This is a genomic window from Nonomuraea cavernae, assembly GCF_040655715.1.
Classification (GTDB): Bacteria; Actinomycetota; Actinomycetes; order Streptosporangiales; family Streptosporangiaceae; genus Nonomuraea; species Nonomuraea cavernae_A.
On sequence record NZ_JBFAKL010000028.1, the window covers coordinates 85725 to 105637 of the forward strand.

The 19913-nt window shown below is 72.0% G+C and carries 13 protein-coding genes; 5 read left to right on the forward strand and 8 right to left on the reverse strand.

Translation table 11 applies throughout. The features are described from left to right. Nucleotides 1–16 precede the first annotated feature (16 nt). The 7 genes from AB0I38_RS32360 to AB0I38_RS32390 all read right to left on the reverse strand — a co-directional run bounded on the left by AB0I38_RS32360 (nucleotide 17) and on the right by AB0I38_RS32390 (nucleotide 9723). Nucleotides 17–1006, reverse strand: a complete 990-nt coding sequence (locus tag AB0I38_RS32360; protein WP_358488551.1) for a TerC family protein — start codon at nucleotides 1004–1006, stop codon at nucleotides 17–19. Further along, nucleotides 1003–1491 carry a hypothetical protein gene (locus AB0I38_RS32365; RefSeq protein ID WP_358488553.1) on the reverse strand — a complete coding sequence of 163 codons (489 nt, stop codon included), beginning with the start codon at nucleotides 1489–1491 and terminating at the stop codon, nucleotides 1003–1005. The genes AB0I38_RS32360 and AB0I38_RS32365 overlap by 4 nt, the downstream gene beginning before the upstream one ends. After that, nucleotides 1491–2978, reverse strand: coding sequence for an Nramp family divalent metal transporter (locus AB0I38_RS32370; protein ID WP_358488559.1), 1488 nt, complete (start codon nucleotides 2976–2978; stop codon nucleotides 1491–1493). Before AB0I38_RS32370 ends, AB0I38_RS32365 begins: the two co-directional genes overlap by 1 nt. 74 nt (nucleotides 2979–3052) lie before the next feature. Then, nucleotides 3053–5170 (reverse strand): acetate--CoA ligase family protein, encoded by a 2118-nt coding sequence (locus AB0I38_RS32375; protein ID WP_358488562.1) that lies wholly within the window; start codon nucleotides 5168–5170, stop codon nucleotides 3053–3055. A gap of 1 nt (nucleotide 5171) precedes the next feature. Then, nucleotides 5172–6395: a formyl-CoA transferase gene (frc, locus tag AB0I38_RS32380; protein ID WP_358488567.1), complete on the reverse strand. Its 1224-nt coding sequence runs from the start codon at nucleotides 6393–6395 to the stop codon at nucleotides 5172–5174. Between the two features lie 12 nt (nucleotides 6396–6407). Beyond that, complete coding sequence (locus AB0I38_RS32385; RefSeq protein ID WP_358488571.1) at nucleotides 6408–8078, reverse strand: thiamine pyrophosphate-binding protein; 1671 nt, start codon at nucleotides 8076–8078, stop codon at nucleotides 6408–6410. 58 nt (nucleotides 8079–8136) lie between these two features. Then, nucleotides 8137–9723 (reverse strand): molybdopterin molybdotransferase MoeA, encoded by a 1587-nt coding sequence (locus tag AB0I38_RS32390; RefSeq protein ID WP_358488574.1) that lies wholly within the window; start codon nucleotides 9721–9723, stop codon nucleotides 8137–8139. Nucleotides 9724–9796: 73 nt separating this feature from the next. On the opposite strand from AB0I38_RS32390, the gene AB0I38_RS32395 reads away from it, so the two are divergent. Genes AB0I38_RS32395 through fdhD form a run of 5 tightly spaced genes read left to right on the forward strand, consistent with a single transcriptional unit; the run spans nucleotide 9797 to nucleotide 16330 of the window. Next, nucleotides 9797–10774 (forward strand): 2-dehydropantoate 2-reductase, encoded by a 978-nt coding sequence (locus AB0I38_RS32395; protein ID WP_358488577.1) that lies wholly within the window; start codon nucleotides 9797–9799, stop codon nucleotides 10772–10774. 38 nt (nucleotides 10775–10812) lie between these two features. Then, nucleotides 10813–12741 (forward strand): molybdopterin oxidoreductase family protein, encoded by a 1929-nt coding sequence (locus AB0I38_RS32400; protein WP_358488581.1) that lies wholly within the window; start codon nucleotides 10813–10815, stop codon nucleotides 12739–12741. A gap of 4 nt (nucleotides 12742–12745) precedes the next feature. Then, nucleotides 12746–14635, forward strand: a complete 1890-nt coding sequence (locus AB0I38_RS32405) for an NAD(P)H-dependent oxidoreductase subunit E (protein ID WP_358488584.1) — start codon at nucleotides 12746–12748, stop codon at nucleotides 14633–14635. Continuing rightward, a complete protein-coding gene (locus AB0I38_RS32410) occupies nucleotides 14635–15474 on the forward strand; it encodes a 2Fe-2S iron-sulfur cluster-binding protein (RefSeq protein WP_358488634.1) in 840 nt (279 codons plus the stop codon). The genes AB0I38_RS32405 and AB0I38_RS32410 overlap by 1 nt, the downstream gene beginning before the upstream one ends. Beyond that, nucleotides 15467–16330: a formate dehydrogenase accessory sulfurtransferase FdhD gene (gene fdhD / locus AB0I38_RS32415; protein ID WP_358488587.1), complete on the forward strand. Its 864-nt coding sequence runs from the start codon at nucleotides 15467–15469 to the stop codon at nucleotides 16328–16330. The genes AB0I38_RS32410 and fdhD overlap by 8 nt, the downstream gene beginning before the upstream one ends. 72 nt (nucleotides 16331–16402) lie before the next feature. Here fdhD and AB0I38_RS32420 read toward each other — a convergent pair whose 3' ends face one another. Next, on the reverse strand, nucleotides 16403–19768 hold the full coding sequence (locus AB0I38_RS32420; RefSeq protein WP_358488591.1) for a hypothetical protein: 3366 nt from the start codon (nucleotides 19766–19768) through the stop codon (nucleotides 16403–16405). Between the last annotated feature and the right edge of the window lie 145 nt (nucleotides 19769–19913).

A 19913-nucleotide genomic window follows, 5' to 3' on the forward strand; every position in this document is an offset into this window, starting at 1 on the left:
CCCCCGCCCACGGCGGTCAGCCCTCCACCGGCTCCGACACCTCGGCCTTCCGCGCCGCCGCGGCGCTCCTGGCGTCGCGGGCGGACTTCAGCAGGCTCAGCACCGTGGTCACGGCGAGGGTGCCGAGGATGACCCCGAGAGACACCAGGATCGGGATCTGCGGCGCCCACGAGACGCCGTCGTGGTGCAGCGCCTCCAGCACCAGCTTGACCCCGATGAAGGCGAGCACCACCGACAGCCCCTTGCTCAGGTAGACCAGCCGGTCGAGCAGGCCGCCCACGAGGAAGAACAGCTGCCGCAGCCCCATCAGGGCGAAGGCGTTGGCGGTGAAGACCAGATAGGGCTCCTTCGTCAGGCCGAAGATGGCCGGGATCGAGTCCAGCGCGAACAACAGGTCGGTGGTGCCGATCGCGACCATCACGATGAGCATCGGGGTGACCATCCGCCGGCCGTGGTGCACCGTCAGGCGGGCGCCGTAGTAGGTGTCCGTGGTCGGCAGCACCCGCCGGATGGCGCGCAGCGCGACGTTCTCCGAGAACTCCGCCTCCTCCTCCTCGTTGCCGATCAGTTTCCACGCCGTGTAGACGAGGAAGGCGCCGAAGACGTAGAAGAGCCAGTCGAAGCGCGACACCGCCTCGGCGCCCGCCGCGATGAACGCGCCCCGCATGAGCAGCGCCAGGACGATGCCGACGAGCAGCACCTTCTGGCGATACTCGCGCGGCACCCGGAACCTGCTCATGATCAGCAGGAACACGAAGAGGTTGTCCACGCTGAGCGAGTATTCGGTGATCCAGCCGGCGAAGAACTCCCCGCCGTGCGCCGGGCCCGACAGCACGAGCAGGCCGATGCCGAACAGCACCGCCAGGCCGACGTAGAACGACACCCAGGCGACGCACTCCCTGAACGACGGCGCACGCGGGTTGCGGGCGACCAGGTAGAAGTCGAAGGCCAGCACCACGCAGAAGCCGCCGATCGTGGCCAGCCATACCCAGGCGGGCAGATTCACCGCCGCGCTCCCTTCCTCCGGCTCAGGACCTGGGCGTGCCGGACGTAGTGGTCGAGCAGCTCCGCGGCGTGCGGGTTGAGCCCGGCACGGTGGAGCAGCCAGTACGGCATGAGCCGCTCATGCAGCCAGATGAAGCCGATCGCGAAGCCCAGGCTGACCATGGCCTGGAACCCCAGGAAGGGCAGCACGCCGTCGGCCAGGCCGACCCCGGCCACGCTCTCCTGCAGCAACCGGGACAGCGGGTAGGCCGCCACCCAGTAGAGGCCAGCGGGCCCGAAGGTTCCCGGCCGGAACACGCCCCGGCCCAGCAGCACGCCGTACAGTCCGCCGAACAGGGCGAGGGGTGCGGCGAGCGCCAGCGCCGAGAGCGCGGCCAGGCCGGCGGACTGCCCCGCGAGGAGGGTCAGCCCACCGGCCATGGCACCGGCGACGGCTCCGATCGACGCCCCTGGCAGGGCGAGTTCGAGGCTGTGCCGTCCGATCATCAGCCCACGACCACGCCGAAGGCGAACAGGCTGTAGAACAGCATGCCGAGGTAGAAGAACGCGCCAAATCCGATGATCACGTTCGTCCACCACCTCGGCCTGATCGGTTTGGGCAGCATGCGGTTGTTGACCAGCAGCAGCGTCACGCAGTAGGCGCCCATCGCGAAGGTCGACAGGAACGCCAGCGTGTCCAGGATCCCGCTGGGCCCGTCGGCCGGGCCGAACAGCAGGATCAGGATGCCGAAGATGATCACCCCCCACAGGAAGCCCGCGTACAGGTGGGACATGCGCAGCTTCTTGGCGCCCTTGACGAAGTTGTACGTCATGTCGGCCTGGCCGCGTGAGAAGGAGTCGAACAGCCCCAGCGTCGCGTTGAGCCCGATCAGCGCGATGAACCCGAGGAAGATCACGCCGAGCGCCGAGCTGCCGACCGAGGAGACGGCGTCCGACATGGCGCCGAGCGCCACCTCGCGGTCGTCGCCCTGGACGGCCGTGCGCACGGCGGGGTTCTGCCGCACCGCGGCCTGGGCGATCACCGTGAAGGAGATCGTGACCAGCATGGTGATGCCCCAGAACAGCAGCAGCGCGTCGAAGGTGACCCAGCGCCGCCAGCCCTTCCACTTGGCCATCTCGGCCGGGTCCTCGGTGTCGAACATGAAGCCGCGCGACGGCATGGCCTCCTCTTCGCCGGCGTGCCGCAGGCCGCGGATGCGCGGGATGTGCGCCCCCATGCCGGCCCCCGAGTCACGCAGGTGCAGGGTGTACCACATTTGCTGCATGCCCGACGGACCGGCGAAGGCGCACGCGCCGACGATGACCGGGAACCAGGCCGCCGACATCGCCTCGGACGGCAGGTAGCCGAAGGCGAACATGCCGGTGAGCGTGGAGACCACGTCGCTCCAGGAGCCGACGAGGGAGGCGACCACCGAGGTGCTGATCACCAGGACGCCGATGAGCAGCGACAGGACCTTCTCCAGCACGCTGTAGATCACCTTGGCCAGGCTGAAGACCACGCCGACCAGGACGAGCCCGATGATCGCGGTCACCATCCAGGGGATGCCGGTTATCTCCTCGAACGCCGCCGCCCCGGCCGATAAGTGGCCCGGCCAGATGTAGACGGCGATCGCGACGACGAAGAAGAACCACATCAGCGGCTTGAACACCCGGGCCGCCCCGGAGAAGATGCTCTCGCCCGTCGCCATGGCGTAGCGGGCCATCTCCAGCATGACCACGGCCTGCAGCGTCACGCCGATCAGGAAGAGCCACCGGATCTCGGGGCCGAACAGCAGCACCAGCCGGGGCCACATGTACGACTCGCCCATCCCGACGCCCAAGGCCACGAGAAAGACGGTGGGCCCGAGGATGTGCACCGAGGGAGGCGCGTCGGGGAGCTTCCTGATGGGCATCGGCTCGAGCCGGCCCGCTTTCCATACTCGTTCGTCCTCCACCGGCGGCGACGCCGCCACCGGTGGCTTTGATGTGTCCACTAAAGGACCTCCTGGGGGGTTGTTGGTTCTTATGCGCCCCGATGCGCCCCCTCGCCTGGACTGTGCCCTTGGCTCTAGCGCAGCAGTCCGGCGGCTCTGGCCCAGCGGTACTTCGCACCGAGGACCGCTACGGGCTTCTCCGTCGTGTACGGATAGGCGACCACGCCATGCTCGAACAGGTACTCGCAGGCCTCCTCCACCTCGGTGTCCCCGGCCAGCGAGGCCACGACAGGCTTGGTGTTGCCCTTGGCCCGCTCCTCGGCCACCACGCGGGAGATGAGCTCCGCGAAGACCATGGGCGGGGTCACGATCGTGTGCCAGTAGCCGAGGACGAGCGCGTGGATCCGCTCGTCCGACAGGCCCAGGCGGACCGTGTTGGCGTAGGTCGACGGCGGTTCGCCGCCGGTGATGTCGATCGGGTTGCCGGCCGCGCCGAAGGGCGGGATGTACGCGCGGAACGCCTCGTCCAGGTCGGGCGGGATGTCCATGAGCGTCAGCCCGGCGTCCACGCAGGCGTCGGAGAGCAGCACGCCCGAACCGCCGGCCCCGGTGATGATCACCACGTTCTCGCCCTGGGGGGCGGGCAGCAGCGGCAGGGCGCGGGCGTACTCCAGCATGTCGTTCAGGCCGGGCGCGCGCACCACGCCGGCCTGCTTGAGGATGTCGTCGTAGACCTTGTCGTCACCGGCCAGGGCACCGGTGTGCGAGCCGGCGGCGCGCGCGCCCATCGCGGTGCGCCCCGCCTTCAGCACGATGACCGGCTTCTCCTTGACCACCCGGCGGGCCGCGTCGACGAAGCCGCGCCCGTCCTTGAGGTCCTCCAGGTGCATGGCCACGGCGCGGGTGTTGTCGTCCTGCTCGAAGAAGGTGAGCAGGTCGTCCTCGTCCACGTCGGCCTTGTTGCCGACGCCGACGATCGCCGAGACGCCCATCTTGGTGGTGCGGCTGAAGCCCAGGATGGCCATCCCGATGCCGCCGCTCTGCGAGGTCAGCGCGACGCCGCCCTTGACGTCGTACGGTGTGCAGAACGTCGCGCAGAGGTTCTCCGGCGTGTAGTAGTAGCCGTAGATGTTGGGGCCGAGCATGCGCACGCCGTGGCGGCGGGCGATCTCGACGATCTCCTCCTGCCCTCGCACGTTGCCGGTCTCGGCGAAGCCCGACGGGATCATGATCGCGCCGGCCGCGCCCTTGCGCCCGACCTCCTCCAGCGCCGAGGCGACGAACTTGGCGGGGATGGCGAAGACCGCCACGTCCACGTCGTAGGGCACATCGGACACGCTCTTGTAGGCGGGCAGCCCCATGATCTCGGGCGCCTTCGGGTTGATCGGGAAGATCCGGCCCTGGTAGCCGCCGTTGATCAGGTTGCGCATGACCGAGTTGCCGATCTTGCCCTCCTCGGCGGAGGCGCCGATCACGGCGACGGAACGCGGCTTGAAGATCCGGTTCATCTTGGCCAGGATCTCCTCGCGCGAGGGGCGCTCACGCTCCGGTTCGGGCTCGCCGATGATGACGCGCACGTCGGCGGCGACGGCCCCATCGGCGCTCGCGAAGACCGGGTTGAGGTCGACCTCGGCGATCTGGGGGAAGTCGGCCACCAGCCGGCCGACGTTCTCGATCAGCCCGGCGAGCGCCTCCCGGTTCGCCGGCTCGGCGCCGCGCACGCCGCGCAGCACCTCCGCCGCCCTGATGTCGTCCAGCATGCCGAGTGCCTCGTCATGGGTGGGCGGGGCGAGCCGGAACGTCACGTCCTTGAGCACCTCGACCAGCACTCCGCCCAGGCCGAACGCGACGATTTTCCCGAAGGTGGGATCGGTGACCGCGCCGACGATGACCTCGTGCCCGCCGCCGACGAGCTGCTGCACCTGGACGCCCTCGATCCGGGCGTCGGGGTCGTGGGCGCGGGCGTTGGCGATGATCGTCTCGTGGCCGGCGGCGACCTCCTCGGCCGTCTTCAGGCCGACCAGCACGCCGCCGGCGTCGGTCTTGTGCAGGATGTCCGGGGACACGATCTTCAGCACGACCGGGAAGCCGATCTCGGCGGCGATCCGGGCCGCCTCCTCAGCCGACGTGGCCAGCCCTTCGCCGGGGGTCGCTATGCCGTACGCCTGGCAGAGCACGCGCCCCTCCGGGGCGGTCAGGGCCGTACGGCCTTCAGCCCTCGCCTTCTCCAGGACCTCGCGGACCGCGTCCATGTCAGATGACTCCGTTCGTCTTGAGCTCGGACAGCTCCGCGACGCTGACGCCGAGGGCTCCGTAGATCTCCTGGTTGTGCTGGCCGAGCAGCGGCGGCGTGGTCACCTCGACCGGCGAGTCCGACAGCTGCAGCGGGCTGCCGACGGTCACGAACTCGCCGCGCTCCGGATGCTCGACCGCGACGACGATGCCCTCCTCACGCAGGCTCTCGTCCTCGACCAGCTCCTTGGTCGACAGGATCGGCCCGCACGGGACGTTCGCGGCGTTGAGCCGGTCGAGGACGGTCCACTTGTCGTGGCGGATCGTCCACTCCTCGATGAGCTGGAACATCTTGTCCAGCTTGGTCAGCCGGGCCTCCGGGGTGGCCCACTCGGGGTCCTCGGCCAGCTCGGGGCGGCCGATGATGGCCGACAGCGGCTGCCAGCCGACGGGCTGGACGATGACGTAGATGTAGTCGTTGGGCCCGCCCGGCGCGCAGCGCACCGCCCAGCCGGGCTGGCCGCCGCCGCTGGCGTTGCCCGAGCGCGGCACCTCGTCGCTGAACGTCCTGTTCGGGTATTCACGCAACGGGCCGTGCGCGAGCCGCTGCTGGTCGCGCAGCTTGACCCGGCACAGGTTGAGCACCGCGTGCTGCATCGCGACCTGCACCCGCTGGCCCCGGCCGCTCTGCTCGCGCTGGTAGAGCGCGGCCAGGATGCCGGCGACCGCGTGGATGCCGGTGCCCGAGTCGCCGATCTGCGCGCCGGTGGCCAGCGGCGGGCCGTCCTCGAAGCCGGTGGTCGACATCGAGCCGCCCATCGCCTGCGCGATCACCTCGTACGCCTTGAACCTGGCGTAACGGCCGGTGCCGAAGCCCTTGATCGAGGCGTAGACGAGGCGCGGGTTGAGCTCCTGGAGCCGGGCCCAGGAGAAGCCCATGCGGTCGACCGCGCCGGGGCCGAAGTTCTCCACCAGGACGTCGGAGTCCTTCACCAGCTCGGTGAAGATCTCCTTGCCCCGCTCGCTCTTCATGTTCAGGGTGATGCTGCGCTTGTTGCAGTTGAGCATCGTGAAGTAGAGGCTGTCGACGTCGGGGACGTCACGCAGCTGCTGGCGGGTGATGTCGCCCGCCGGGGCTTCCAGCTTGACCACATCGGCGCCGAGCCAGGCGAGCATCTGGGTGCAGGACGGGCCCGACTGGACATGGGTCATGTCGAGGACGCGGACACCTTCGAGAGCCTTCACAGCCGCCTCTCCCTACTTGTACATGGTCTGGTTCATGGTCCCCGGGGCGTACACCTCGGGATCGACCCACACGTTGATGAGCGAGGGCTTGCCCGACTCGCGGGCCCGCTGGAGCGCCGGGGCGATCTCGGCCGGGTCACGCACCTCCTCGCCGTGGCCGCCGAGGAGCTTGGCGAAGTCGCCGTAGCGGATGTCGCCGAGGGTGTTGCCGACGCGGGCGCGCTCCTGGCCGTACTTGGCGGCCTGGCCGTACCTGATCTGGTTCATCGAGGAGTTGTTGCCGATGACGCCGATGAACGGCAGGTTGAAGCGGACCATGGTCTCGAAGTCCCAGCCGGTGAGACTGAAGGCGCCGTCGCCGAACAGGCAGAGCACCTCCTTGTCCGGCCGGGCCTGCTTGGCGGCCATCGCGAAGGCCATGCCGACGCCCAGGGTGCCGAGCGGTCCGGGGTCCATCCAGTGGCCGGGCGACTTGGGCTGCACGACTTGGCCGGAGAAGGTGACGATGTCGCCGCCGTCGCCGATGTAGATCGTGTCCTCCGTGAGGAACTCGTTGATCTCGTGTACGAGGCGGTAGGGGTCGATCGGGGAGGAGTCGGACAGCTGGCGCGGCAGCCGCTTCTCGTAGGCCTTGGCCTCGACCGCGCGCAGCTCGTCGATCCACTCCTTGCGCCGGGCCGCCGCGCCGTCGATCCGGCCGCTCGCGGCCTGGGCCGCCGCCGCCAGGATGAGGCCGGCGTCGCCGACGATCCCCAGATCGATGTCCCGATTTTTGCCGACAGTACGGTAGTCCAGGTCGATCTGGACCACCGTGGCGGTGGGCGACAGCCGCTTGCCGTAGCCCATCCGGAAGTCGAACGGGGTGCCGACGATGATGATCAGGTCGGCCTCGTTGAAGGCGTGCCGCCTGGACAGCTGGAAGTGGTGCGGGTCGCCCGGCGGCAGCGTGCCGCGGCCCGAGCCGTTCATGTAGGCCGGGACGTTCAGGGCGCGCACGAACTCGATCGCGGCGTCGGTCGCGCGGCAAGTCCAGACCTGGTTGCCGAGCAGCACGCACGGCTTCTCGGCGTGCGCCAGCAGGTCGGCCAGCCGCTCGATCGCCTCGGGGTCGCCCTGCTGGCGGGTCGAGGCGCGGTAGTGGCCCTGCTTGGGGATACGCGCCCGCTCCAGCGGGACCTTCGCGTCCAGCACGTCACGGGGGATCTCCAGGAAGGACGGCCCGGGCGCCCCGTGGTAGCACTCGCGGAAGGCCATCGAGACCAGGTCGGCCACGCGTTCGGTGCTGGGCACCGTCGCCGCGAACTTGGTGATCGGGCTCATCATGTCGACGTGCGGGAGGTCCTGCAACGAGCCCATCTTGTGCTGGCTCAGCGCTCCCTGGCCACCGATGAGCAGCATCGGGCTCTCCGCGCGAAACGCGTTGGCCACGCCGGTGACCGCGTCGGTCGTGCCCGGCCCGGCCGTGACCACCGCGCAGCCGGGCCTGCCGGTGATCCGCGCGTAGCCGTCGGCGGCGTGCGCGGCGACCTGCTCGTGGCGCACGTCGATGACCTCGATGCCCTCATCGACACAGCCGTCGTAGATATCGATGATGTGGCCGCCGCAGAGCGTGTAGATCACGTCCACGCCCTCCGCCTTGAGTGCCTTGGCTACAAGATGACCACCAGAGATCGTTTCCGACATCGTGCCAACCTTTCAGGCGACTGTCTTCCGCATACTGCATACCGTATGAAGGCAATGGTTACCCTCTCGTGAACGGCCTGTCTAGACCTCCGGGCAAGTCGAGAAGCTCCACGTGCTCCCCGTCCCAGCCCGGCGGCACCACGGCCAGGGCATCCGCCAGCGCGGCGCCCCAGAGCGATCCCGGCCGGTCGTGTCCGACCGGCACCGCGCCCCTGCCCGTCCGCCGCACCGCGACCAGCCGGGTGTCGTCCGGGTGCGGCCTGACCGGTCCGGCCAGGGCACTGGTCTCGCGCCCGCCCGCCGTACCGGTCAGCCGGTCCAGTACGGGCACCAGCAGCGTGAGCGCCGCGCCGAGCGCCGCGTAGGGGTTGCCGGGCAGCCCTGCCACCAGCGGCCCGCCCGGCAGCCGGGCCAGCAGCTGCGGATGCCCGGGGCGCACGGCCACCCCGTCCACCAGCACCTCCGCCCCGAGCTCCGCGAGCACCGCCCGCAGGTGATCGGCCGGCCCGCGCGAGGACGCCCCGCACACCACCACCACATCGGCGCTCCCCCGCGACGCTCCGGCCCCCGCGTCCGCCAGGGTCGCCTCGACGGTGACGGGCGCCGCGCTGGTGACGGGCGCCGCAGTGGTGACGGGCCCGGCGGTGGTGACGGGCGCCGTCTGGGCGGCGAGGGGCCCCGTCTGAGTGGCGAGGGCGGCGCGCAGCGGGCCCGCGCCGTCGGGCAGCCGGACGTGGCCGGTGACCCGGCCGCCGGCCCACTCCACCAGGCCGGGCAGGAACGGCCCGATCGCGTCGCGGACCCTGCCCGGCTCCGGCAGTCCGGCGTCCACGACCTCGTCACCGGTGACGAGCACCGTCACCGCCGGCCGGGGCCGCACCCGCAGCACGTCGTGACCGAGCCCGGCGGCCAGCCCGAGCACCACCGGCGTCACCACCGTTCCCGGCCCGAGCACCACGGCGCCCTCGGCGATGTCCTCGCCCCGCCGCCGCACATGCCGCCCCGCCGCGAGCTCCCCCCGTGCGACCACCCATCCCCCACGGCTCCCACCCGGTGGCACTTCCCGGCCCGCCTCAGGCAACAGACCGGCGCTCCCGCGAAACGGCACTTCCCGACCCGCCGGAGAACCGTCGTCCGCGGGCGGCGGCGCCGTACAGGGCGGTTCCGGGGTGAAGGCGGCGTGCTCGTACGGGAGGACGGCGGTGGTGCCGTCGGGGACCGGGGCGCCGGTGGCGATCTCCACCGCCTCCCCCGCCCGGAGCGGAGCGTCGTGGGGCCTGCCCCCGGCGAGGACCCGTCCGACGATCCGCCACGGCGGCGCCCCGGCCACCGCGTAGCCGTCCATGGCCGCCACGTCGGCGCCCGGCACGGCGACCAGCGCCCGCAGCGGCCCGGCCAGCCGGCACCCCCGCGCCTCGGGCAGCGGCACCTCGGCCACCTCCCCCGGCCGCGCGGCGGCCGCCGCTATCCGCCGCGCCACCTCCCACCCGACCACGCCGATCGGGCCGGCCGAACCCGCGCCGGGCCCTCCAAGCCCGGACGGATCGGCCGAGCCGCCGGTGGGATGTGCCGAGCCAGGCGAGCCGGGGTGCCCCGGTGGGGGCGGTTGAGGGCGCAGGTGGGGTCCGGGTCCGGCGACAGTCATGGGCGGCTCCTTGACCGGCATTTTTCCATACTGTATACCGAATGCACAATACGACGCGAGAACGGAGCGGAGCGTGAAGGTCGCTGTTCTTGGCGCCGGCGCCATCGGCGCGTACGTGGGAGCCGCCCTGCACAGGGCGGGAGTCGAGGTGTCCCTCATCGCGAGAGGCCCCCACCTGGAGGCGATCCGCACGTCCGGCGTGCGGATCCTCAGCCCCAGGGGCGACTTCACCGCCCACCCCCATGCCACCGACGACCCTCGCGAGGTCGGGCCGGTGGACCACGTCTTCCTGGGCCTCAAGGCGAACGGCTACGCCTCCGCCGGCCCCATGATCAAGCCGCTGCTGCACGAGGCCACGAGCATCATCGCCGCACAGAACGGCATCCCGTGGTGGTACTTCCACGGGCTGAGGGGCCCCTACGAGGGCTACCGCATCGAGAGCGTGGACCCGGGAGGCGCCGTCACCACCGCGCTCCCGCTGGACCGGGCGATCGGCTGCGTCGTGTACGCCGCCACCGAGATCGAGGAGCCGGGCGTGATCCGGCACCTGGAGGGCACCCGCTTCTCGATCGGCGAGCCGACCGGCACGCTGACCGGGCGGTGCGTCGAGTTCGGCAACGCCGCCGTGGCGGGCGGCCTGAAGTGCCCGGTCGAGTCCGACCTGCGCCGCGACATCTGGATCAAGCTCATGGGCAACATCGCGTTCAACCCGATCAGCGCGCTGTCCAGGGCCACGATGGCCGGCATCTGCCGTCACGACGGCACCAGGGAGCTGGTCAGGGCGATGATGCGCGAGACCGTCGAGGTGGCCCGCAACGTCGGCTGCGACCCCGGCATCTCGATCGAACGCCGCCTGCGCGGCGCCGAGAAGGCGGGCGAGCATCGCACGTCCACGCTCCAGGACCTGGAGAAGGGCAAACCGATGGAGCTCGACGTGCTGCTCGCGGCGGTGGTCGAGCTGGCGGATCTCACGGGCGCGGAGGTGCCCACCCTGCGCGCGATCCACGCGGTGAGCGACCTGCTCAACGAGAACCTTGTCCGTACCGGATAGATACACATACCGTAGTCTGTATACAGAATGGAGGGCTCATGAGCTATGACCGCCTGACCCATCCACTGGTGCGCGAGAACGGCGAGTTGCGCAGGGCCACCTGGGAGGAGGCGCTGGAGCGGGCCGCCGAGGGCTTCCGCCGCAACGTCGCCGAGCACGGCCCCGACTGCTTCGCGATGCTGTCGTGCGCCCGCTCCACCAACGAGATGAACTACATAGGCCAGAAGTTCACCCGCGTGGTGATCGGCACCAACAACGTTGACTCCTGCAACCGCACCTGCCACGCCCCGAGCGTGGCCGGGCTGTCGGCGGTGTTCGGCAGTGGTGGTGGCACCTCCTCCTACCAGGAGGTGGAGGACACCGATGTGATCCTCATGTGGGGCTCGGCGGCGCGCAACGCCCATCCGATCTTCTTTCACCACGTGTTGAAGGGCATCCGCAACGGCGCCCGGATGTTCGCGGTCGACCCCCGCCGTACCGGCACGGCCCAGTGGGCCGACCGCTGGCTCGGGCTGAACGTCGGCACCGACATCCCGCTCGCCCACGCGGTCGCCCGGGAGATCATCCATGCCGGGCTGCACAACCAGGCGTTCATCGAGCGGGCCACGACGGGCTTCGAGGAGTTCCGGGCCTCGGTCGAGCCGTGGACGCCGACCGCCGCCGAGCAGGTGACGGGCGTCCCCGCCGAGGCGATCCGCGAGCTGGCCCACGTCTACGCCCGCGCCGACCGCGCGCAGCTGGTCTGGACGCTCGGCATCACCGAGCACCACAACGCCACCGACAACGTCCGGGCACTGATCAACCTGGCCCTGCTCACCGGCCACGTCGGCCGCTACGGCTCCGGCCTGTCCCCGTTACGCGGCCAGAACAACGTGCAGGGCGGCGGCGACATGGGCGCCATCCCCAACCGGCTGCCCGGCTTCCAGGACCTCCTCGACCCCGGCATCCGCGAGCGGTTCGAGCTGGCCTGGCAGAGCCCGATCCAGCCGCGCTACGGCCGCAACCTCACCCAGATGCTCGACGGCATGGCCGAGGGCGAGGTCACCACCTGCTACCTGATCGGCGAGAACCCCGTCCAGTCAGAGGCCGACTCCCTCGCCTGCGTCAAGCGGCTGTCGATGCTCGACCACCTCGTCGTCCAGGACATCTTCCTCACCAAGACCGCCCAGATGGCCGACGTGGTGCTGCCCGCCAGCGCCGCCTGGTGCGAGGCGGAGGGCACCTTCACCAACAGCGAGCGCCGGGTCCAGCGGGTGCGCCGGGCGGTGACCCCGCCGGGTGAGGCCCGCGACGACATCGAGATCATCTGCGAACTGGCCCGCCGCCTGGGCCACGACTGGCACTACGACGGCGCCGAAGAGGTCTGGAACGAGCTGCGCGCCCTGTCGCCCGCGCACACCGGGATGAGCTACCAGCGGCTGACCGAGTTGCAGGGCATCCAGTGGCCGTGCCCGTCGGAGGACACCCTCGAACCGCCCTACCTGCACGGACGGCTCTGGGATGACGACCCGGTCAGACGGGGCATGCCGGCGCCGTTCGCCGTCATCCCGCACTCGCCGCCGGTGGACCTGCTCGACGAGGAGTATCCGCTGCGCCTCACCACCGGCCGGCGGCTCGACTCGTACAACACCGGGGTGCAGTCGTCCGGTTTCGCCTCTCCGCTGCGCCGCGGCGAGACCATCGAGCTGTGTCCCGAGGACGCCGACCGGCTCGGGCTCGTCGCGGGCGAGGAGGTGCGGATCACCTCCCGCCGCGGCTCGGTGATCGCGCCCGTCTACATCGACCCGGCGTTGCGGCCGGGGCTGGTGTTCATGACGTTCCACTTCCCGGACGAGGTCGACACCAACGCGCTGACCATCGAGGCGACCTGCCCGATCGCGGGCACGGCCGAGTTCAAGGCGGCCGCCGTGCGGGTCGAGAAACTCGCCCGCGGCGCGGAGACGCTCAAGCCCGTTCAGGCCGGGTGACGCCGTGGACCTGAGATTCCGCGACGCCGAACCCACCGACGAGGAGCGCGCGGCGGTCGACGCGCTGCTCGGGCCGCCCGCCACCGCCTGGGACGGCGGCGCCCGGACCGCGACCGACCTGCGCTTCGCGGCCCGCGCCGAGCCCGCCCGCGACCTGCTGCTGCCCGCGTTGCACGCGGTCAACGACCGGGTCGGCTGGATCAGCGAGGGCGCGCTCGACTACATCTGCCGCCGCCTGACCGTCCCGCCCGCCGAGGCGTACGGGGTGGCCTCGTTCTACTCGCTGCTGGCGCTCGAACCCCGTCCCCCGCGCGTGCTGCACGTCTGCACCGACCTCGCCTGCCAGGCGAAGGGCGCGCAGGACGTACGGCGGCGCGTCGAAGAGCGGCTCGGCGCGCCGGGCGGCTCCTGGCAGCCCAGCCCCTGCCTCGGCCTGTGCGAGCGGGCCCCGGCCGCGCTCGCCCTCACGGCCGGCGAGACCCCGGCCGCGACCGTGTACGGCCCCGCCGACCCGGACGTTCTCGCGGACGCCGAGATCGCGAACGGCGCGCCCCCGATCGGCACGCCCCCGACCGGCGCCACCGGGACCGGCGCGGCTCCGAATGGCTCGGTCGCGAACGGTGTGCGCCCCGCCGCACCCGCCGAGCCGGTGGAGCCTCCGGTGGAGGCGGCGGTGCCGCAGGCCGGGCAGCCCGGCCTGGTGCTGCTCCGGCGCATCGGGGCAGTGGACCCGGCGAGCCTCGACGACTACCGGGCGAGTGGCGGATACGCGGCCCTGCGCAGGGCGTTCCAGCTCGGCCCGGCGGGCGTGATCCGCGAGGTTCTGGAGTCGGGCCTGGTGGGGAGGGGTGGCGCGGCCTTCCCGACGGGCCGGAAGTGGGACGCCACCGCCCGCCAGCCCGACCACCCGCACTACCTGGTGTGCAACGCCGACGAGAGCGAGCCGGGCACCTTCAAGGATCGCGTGATCATGGAAGGTGACCCGTACGCGCTCATCGAGGCGATGACGATCACCGCCTACGCCACCGGCTGCGCCAAGGGATACCTCTACATCAGGGGCGAGTATCCCCGGGCGACGCGGCGGCTGGAGCACGCGATGGCGATGGCCCGCACCCGGGGCCTGCTCGGCGCGGACATCCTCGGCCAGGGCTTCTCCTTCGACATCGAGCTGCGCAGGGGCGCCGGCGCCTACATCTGCGGCGAGGAGACGGCCATCTTCAACTCGATCGAGGGCTTCCGCGGCGAGCCGCGCAGCAAGCCGCCGTTCCCGGTGGAGAAGGGCCTGTTCGGCAAGCCCACGGTCGTCAACAACGTGGAGACGCTGGTCAACGTGCTGCCGATCCTGGAGCACGGCGCCCAGGCCTACGCGGCGACCGGCACGAAGGACTCCACGGGCACCAAGCTGTTCTGCGTCTCGGGCAACGTCGACCGGCCGGGCATCTACGAGCTGCCCTTCGGCGCGACGCTGAGGGAGCTGCTGGACCTCGCCCGTCCGGAGGGGCCGCTCAGGGCGGTGCTCCTCGGCGGCGCGGCCGGGGCGTTCGTGACGGACCTGGACATCCCGCTGACGTTCGAGGGCACCCGGCAGGCGGGCGCGACGCTCGGGTCGGGCGTGGTGCTCGCCGTCGACGACACCGTGGACCTGAAGAGCATGCTGCTGCGGATCGCGGAGTTCTTCCGCGACGAGTCCTGCGGCCAGTGCGTGCCGTGCCGCGTGGGCACCGTACGCCAGGAGGAGGCCCTGCACCGGCTGTCCGGCCGGGTCGACCAGCGCGACCTGGTGCTGCTGCGCGAGGTCGGCCAGACCATGCGGGACGCCTCGATCTGCGGTCTTGGACAGACCGCGTGGAACGCGGTGGAATCAGCCATCGACCGCTTGGGGGTATACAAGTGATCCCGCTGCAGCCGCCCCGCCGGCTCGTCGACGTCCAGATCGACGGCGAGGCCGTGCGAGTGCCCGAAGGCTCGACGATCCTCGACGCCTGCGCGGCGGCCGGTAAGGACATCCCGACGCTCTGTTACGGCGACACGCTCACCCCGAAGAACGCCTGCCGGGTGTGCGTCGTCGAGGTCGAGGGGGCGCGGACACTGGCCCCCGCCTGCTCGCGGAAGGTCGAGGCCGGCATGTCCGTCGGCACCGGCACCGAGAGGGCCAGGCAGAGCCGCAAGGTGGTGCTCGAACTGCTCGGCTCGTCGGTGGACCTGTCGACGACGCCGCGTGCCGCCGAGTGGATCGAGGAGTACGGCGCCGAGCCGGACAGGTTCGGCGACGACGCGGCCACGGTCGAGCAGCCCGTCAAGGTGGACAACGACCTCTACGTGCGCGACTACGGCAAGTGCATCATGTGCTACAAGTGCGTCGACGCCTGCGGCGACCAGTGGCAGAACACCTTCGCCATCGCCGTCGCGGGCCGGGGCTTCGACTCGACGATCTCCACCGAGTTCGACGCCCCGCTCACCGACTCGGCCTGCGTCTACTGCGGCAACTGCGTCGAGGTCTGCCCGACCGGGGCGCTGTCGTTCAAGTCGGAGTTCGACATGCGCGCCGAGGGCACCTGGGACGAGTCGCGGCAGACACGGACCACGACGATCTGCAGCTACTGCGGGGTCGGCTGCAACCTGACCCTGCACGTACAGGAGAACAAGATCGTCAAGGTGACCTCGCCGCACGACAACCCGGTCACCCACGGCAACCTCTGCGTGAAGGGCCGCTTCGGGTACGGCTATGTCTAGGGTCACCGTGCGCCGGCCGATCATGCGCATCAGCGAGGCGGCCCCCACGCACCGGATCGACTCCCTGGCCGCCGAGGAGCCGCTGGAGATCCGGGTCGGCGGGGTGCCGCTGACGGTCACCATGCGCACGCCGGGCGACGACTTCGACCTGGCCGCCGGTTTCCTCGTCAGCGAGGGGGCCGTCGGCTCGGCCGGCGACATCGCCGCGATCCGCTACTGCGCGGGCGCCACGCGGGAGGGGCTCAACACCTACAACGTGCTGGACGTCCAGCTCGCCCCCGGCGTCCCGCCCCCGGAGCCGCGCAACTTCTACACCACCTCCTCCTGCGGCGTCTGCGGCAAGGCGTCGCTGGAGGCGGTCCGCTCGGTGGCCCGGTGGAACGTCCGCGACGACCCGCTGGAGCTGACTCCGGCGACCGTCGCCGCGCTGCCCGACCGGCTCCGCTCGGCCCAGCGGGTCTTCGACCGGACCGGCGGGCTGCACGCGGCGGGCCTGTTCACGGCGGACGGCGAGCCGCTGTGCGTGCGTGAGGACGTCGGCCGGCACAACGCCGTGGACAAGCTGCTCGGCTGGGCGCTGCGCGACGGCCGCCTGCCGCTGCGCTCCACGGTGCTCATGGTGTCCGGCCGCGCCTCCTTCGAGCTGGTGCAGAAGGCGGTCATGGGCGGCGTCCCCGCCCTGGCCGCCGTCTCCGCCCCCTCCTCACTCGCGGCGGAGCTGGCCGCCGAGGAGGGACTGACCCTGATCGGCTTCCTGCGGGGGGAGTCGATGAACGTCTACACCGGCGAGAAGCGACTGAACGTCACTCCGCGCACCGGAAACGGCTCATCCGGTGCGGTGGTACCCACGGGGTGATGGCGGGATGCCGACCGGCGCGCCTGGCCCCCAGCCGCCGGATCGGCATCCCAACATCCCGCTCCGGTAAGCTCACTCGTCCGCCGTGTGGACGCTCCTCGCCAGGTGGGCCGCCTCGGCCCAGGGACCGTTGCGCACCTGCCGGACCAGGTCGCGCCAGGGCTCCGCCCAGCCGCTCAGCGGACCGCACCGGCCGGCGAGCGCCACGGCCAGCAGGGCGCCCGTCTCGTTCCGGCCGGCCAGCCAGGCCGCGTGCGGGAGGATCCGTCCGGCGTCGACGCCGGACGCCGACCCGGCGAGGACGCGCCCCGCGCCGACGGCCGCCAGCACGCCGCCGCCGACCCGATCCACCAGTACGGCGAGCTGTTCGCGGGGATCCGCCCAGTCCACCGAGGCCGCGACCAGCTCGGCCTCCAGGTGCGCGGGGAAGTCGCCGGCGACCTGGCGGACGACCGGCTCAACGGCTTCCCTGCCGATCGAGTGCCGCTCGCACAGGGCGCCCGCGATCGTGGCCAGCCGCTGAGCCGCCGGGCGGTCGCGGTCGGCGCCGGCGTCGGGCTCGTCGGGGGCCTCGGCGAGAGCCCGCACCGTGGCCCGCAGCTCCTCGACGCCGATCCCGGAGCGAGCGCACCTCGCCAGCGCCCCCGCCGCGACCTGCCAGTCGGCGGTCCGGGTGAGGTCGCCCGCGATCTCGGCCAGCCGGTCGACGGCGGCGGGCGTGTACCGCGCCCACCGGTCCAGCGCGCCGACCGCCGCCCACCGCGTGACCGGGTCGTCCGACCCGGCCGCGGCGACGACCAGCTCCGCGTACCGGCGACGGAAGCGTCCGGGCAGGTCCAGGGGGTGCGCGCCGAGCACCGGCGCGGCCGGGTCGCCACCTCCCGCCACCACGTCCGCGAGCAGCGACCAGGCCGCCGGATCGTCGAGCAGCTCCCGGGAGGCCGAGGCGATCGCCGTCCGGACGTCGGGCCCCGCTCCGTCCCACAGCCGCCGCAGCAGGCTCGCCGTGTCCGGTGCCCGGTGCCCGGCGAGCAGGCGGACGGCCTCCTTGCGCGCGGTCACCTTGCCCGCGGCGAGGATCGGGGTCAGCGCCGTCATCAGCTCGCCGGGCGGCACGAACCGCGCGGCCCTGGCCGCCGCCGACACCGCCACGTGGGCGTCGTCACCGTACGCGCGATCCAGCAAGGCAGCGAGCGCGTCCCGAGGGTTCCCGGTCCACGGCAGCGCGGTCAGCGCCGCCCGGCGCGTCACATCGTCGGGCGAGCTCAGGTAGCGGTCCAGCTCGCCGGCCGGGACGGCCGGCAGCTCGCCGATGGCCCTGATCGCCATTTCCCGCTCGTGGCCGGGCAGCTCGGCGTCGTCCGCGATTCGGTGCAGCAGCCGCAGGCACGCCTCCCGCTGCCGCGCCGTCCACCGCAGCGCGATGGCGCGGGTGACGTACCGTAGGCGCCGTATGCCCTGCTCGGCGAACCGGCCGCGCGGCGCCCGCTCGCCCAGCACGGCGTCCAGCAGGTCCGTGCGGTGCCAGGCGATCGCCTGGAACACCTCAGGGAGCGTGACCGGGGACGGGTCCATCGCCAGCAGGCCGGGCACCCGGTCGCCTCGGGTCCGCGGCGGCGCCAGCCAGTGCTCGATCGCCGTCCTGACGCTCCCCGCGTTCGCGGACGTCAGCGCGCGGGCCAGCGCCCGCTGCAATTCCGGGATCGCGTGGCCGCGCCGGCCCAGGGCACTGGCCAGCAGGAACGCGAGCTCGTGCCGGTCGTGACCGGCCTCGGCGGCCAGGTACGGGGCCAGCCGGTCCACCAGCGTCGCCGCCTGCCCGGCACGCAGTGCCCCGGCCAGGCGGCTCAGGTGGATCCGTCCCGTGTGCTGCGCGAGCCGGGCGAGAGTGCGCAGCGCGAACTCCAGCAGGTCGGCCTCATCCCGGGCGGCGCCGCTCTCCAGCACCCGGCCGGCCAGGCCGGTGAGCGCGTAGTCGGTCCCGTAGGAGCGGTCGCGGGCGGCGAGCGCGCCGTCGACCACCCGTTCCAGCGCCGGCAGGTGCGCGGGCGCGAAAAGGCCGGCCGGGATCGCGGCCAGCGCCTCGACCGCGGCCAACCGCACCGGATCCTGCTCGTTGCGGAGCCGCCCCAGCGACTCCAGCAGGGCGGTGATCACCTCCGGGTCACGACTCCGCCCCGCGCACGCGATCAGGTGCCGGTAGCCGAGGGCGCGGTCGCTCCCGTTCGAGCGCCGGGTCGTCGCCCGCAGGGCCGGCTCCGCCTCGCCGTACGGGAGGAATCCGGTCGCCTCCAGCAGGCAGGAGGGGTTCTGCGCGACCTGCCTCAGGTTTGCCATCCGGCGCGCCTCGGCGGAGCGCCGCTCCAGCGGCAGAACCTCCAGCAACGGTACGGACAGCTCGGCCCGGTCGAGGTCCGTGCCGGCCGTCGCCGCGTCGAACACGGCCTCCCTGCGGCTCGGCGGCAGCGCGCGCAGCAGACCGGCCAGCCCTTCGTCGTCCTCCCGGACCATGACCATCACCAAGCCCAGCTGGGCGTCGCTCAGCTCGGGCGGCAGGTCGTCGGCCGATTCCTGATCGTCTTCCCGGACTGCGCGCCCCACCGCGCCCAGCTCGGTGTCGGTCAACGCGCCCAGGCGGTCCCGGACGGCTCTCGACCGGAGCAGCGAGTGCAGCCACTCCGAGCGTCCGGGGACGAGGAACAGGGCGAGCGTGCGGCGAGGATCAGCCTCCAGCAACCGGGCCACGCACCGCGCCGACAGCACGGGCGTCCAGTACAGCTCCAGCAGCCCGATCACGCGTTCCGGCGCCGCCGGCGCGGCGGCCTCGACGCCCGCGGCGTGCCCTCTCCACCACCCGTTCCGCAGATGGCGCGGCAGCTCAGGCAGGACGCTCTCGGCGTGGGTGAGGACCGCGAGCGGATGCCGCCTGCCCAGGCTCGCCCAGTTGCGCACCGCGTGCGCGAGGCCGTCCAGCTCCGCCGCGACGACCTCCGGGCGGCAGGCGACGAGCACCCGGGCGGCCTCCCGCTCACCCCATCGTTCGCGGACCTGGCCGAGCAACCGTTCCGCCAGATCGCTCCGGCCCCAACGCCGGATCGCCCGGTAGGCCGTACTCCGGGCCTGCGTCGATCCCTCGCGCACGATCCGCTCGATCACCTCGGCCGGATGGCCGAGGCGCACGGTCAGGGTGATGGCGTAACCGGCGACGTCCGGGTCCGGGTCTCGCGTCGCCCGGACGATGTGGGCGGTCTCTCCCGCCGCCGCCGCCAGGGTCACGCCGGTGTGCCGTTCGTACTGGCCGCGCTCCGCGAGCTCATCCAGGATCCTCCGCAGCTCGGGCCGCCCCGCCCGCTCGCGACCGTAGTGGTGCAGCCGGTGGCACCGCTCCCGGAAGGGCAGGGCCTCCATCTCGTCGAGCAGTGCGTCCGCGGATCCCATCAGCCCATGCATGCCGCCCGATTATTACGAAATATCCTGTCAAATGCGCCCAATTTTCCCGTGCGACCCCTGGCCGGGACGTTGATGAGCCGTCCCTTCAGAGTCACCGATCGGAACGCGTGGTGACCCAGCCGCGCTCCCGGTC

What these genes read in the sequence shown, in the direction of transcription:
- AB0I38_RS32365 (WP_358488553.1), bottom strand. Translation starts at nt 1,491, where the DNA reads ATGATCGGACGGCACAGCCTCGAACTCGCCCTGCCAGGGGCGTCGATC.
- AB0I38_RS32375 (WP_358488562.1), bottom strand. Translation starts at nt 5,170, where the DNA reads ATGGACGCGGTCCGCGAGGTCCTGGAGAAGGCGAGGGCTGAAGGCCGT.
- AB0I38_RS32385 (WP_358488571.1), bottom strand. Translation starts at nt 8,078, where the DNA reads ATGTCGGAAACGATCTCTGGTGGTCATCTTGTAGCCAAGGCACTCAAG.
- AB0I38_RS32390 (WP_358488574.1), bottom strand. Translation starts at nt 9,723, where the DNA reads ATGACTGTCGCCGGACCCGGACCCCACCTGCGCCCTCAACCGCCCCCA.
- AB0I38_RS32400 (WP_358488581.1), top strand. Translation starts at nt 10,813, where the DNA reads ATGAGCTATGACCGCCTGACCCATCCACTGGTGCGCGAGAACGGCGAG.
- fdhD (WP_358488587.1), top strand. Translation starts at nt 15,467, where the DNA reads ATGTCTAGGGTCACCGTGCGCCGGCCGATCATGCGCATCAGCGAGGCG.
- AB0I38_RS32420 (WP_358488591.1), bottom strand. Translation starts at nt 19,768, where the DNA reads ATGGGATCCGCGGACGCACTGCTCGACGAGATGGAGGCCCTGCCCTTC.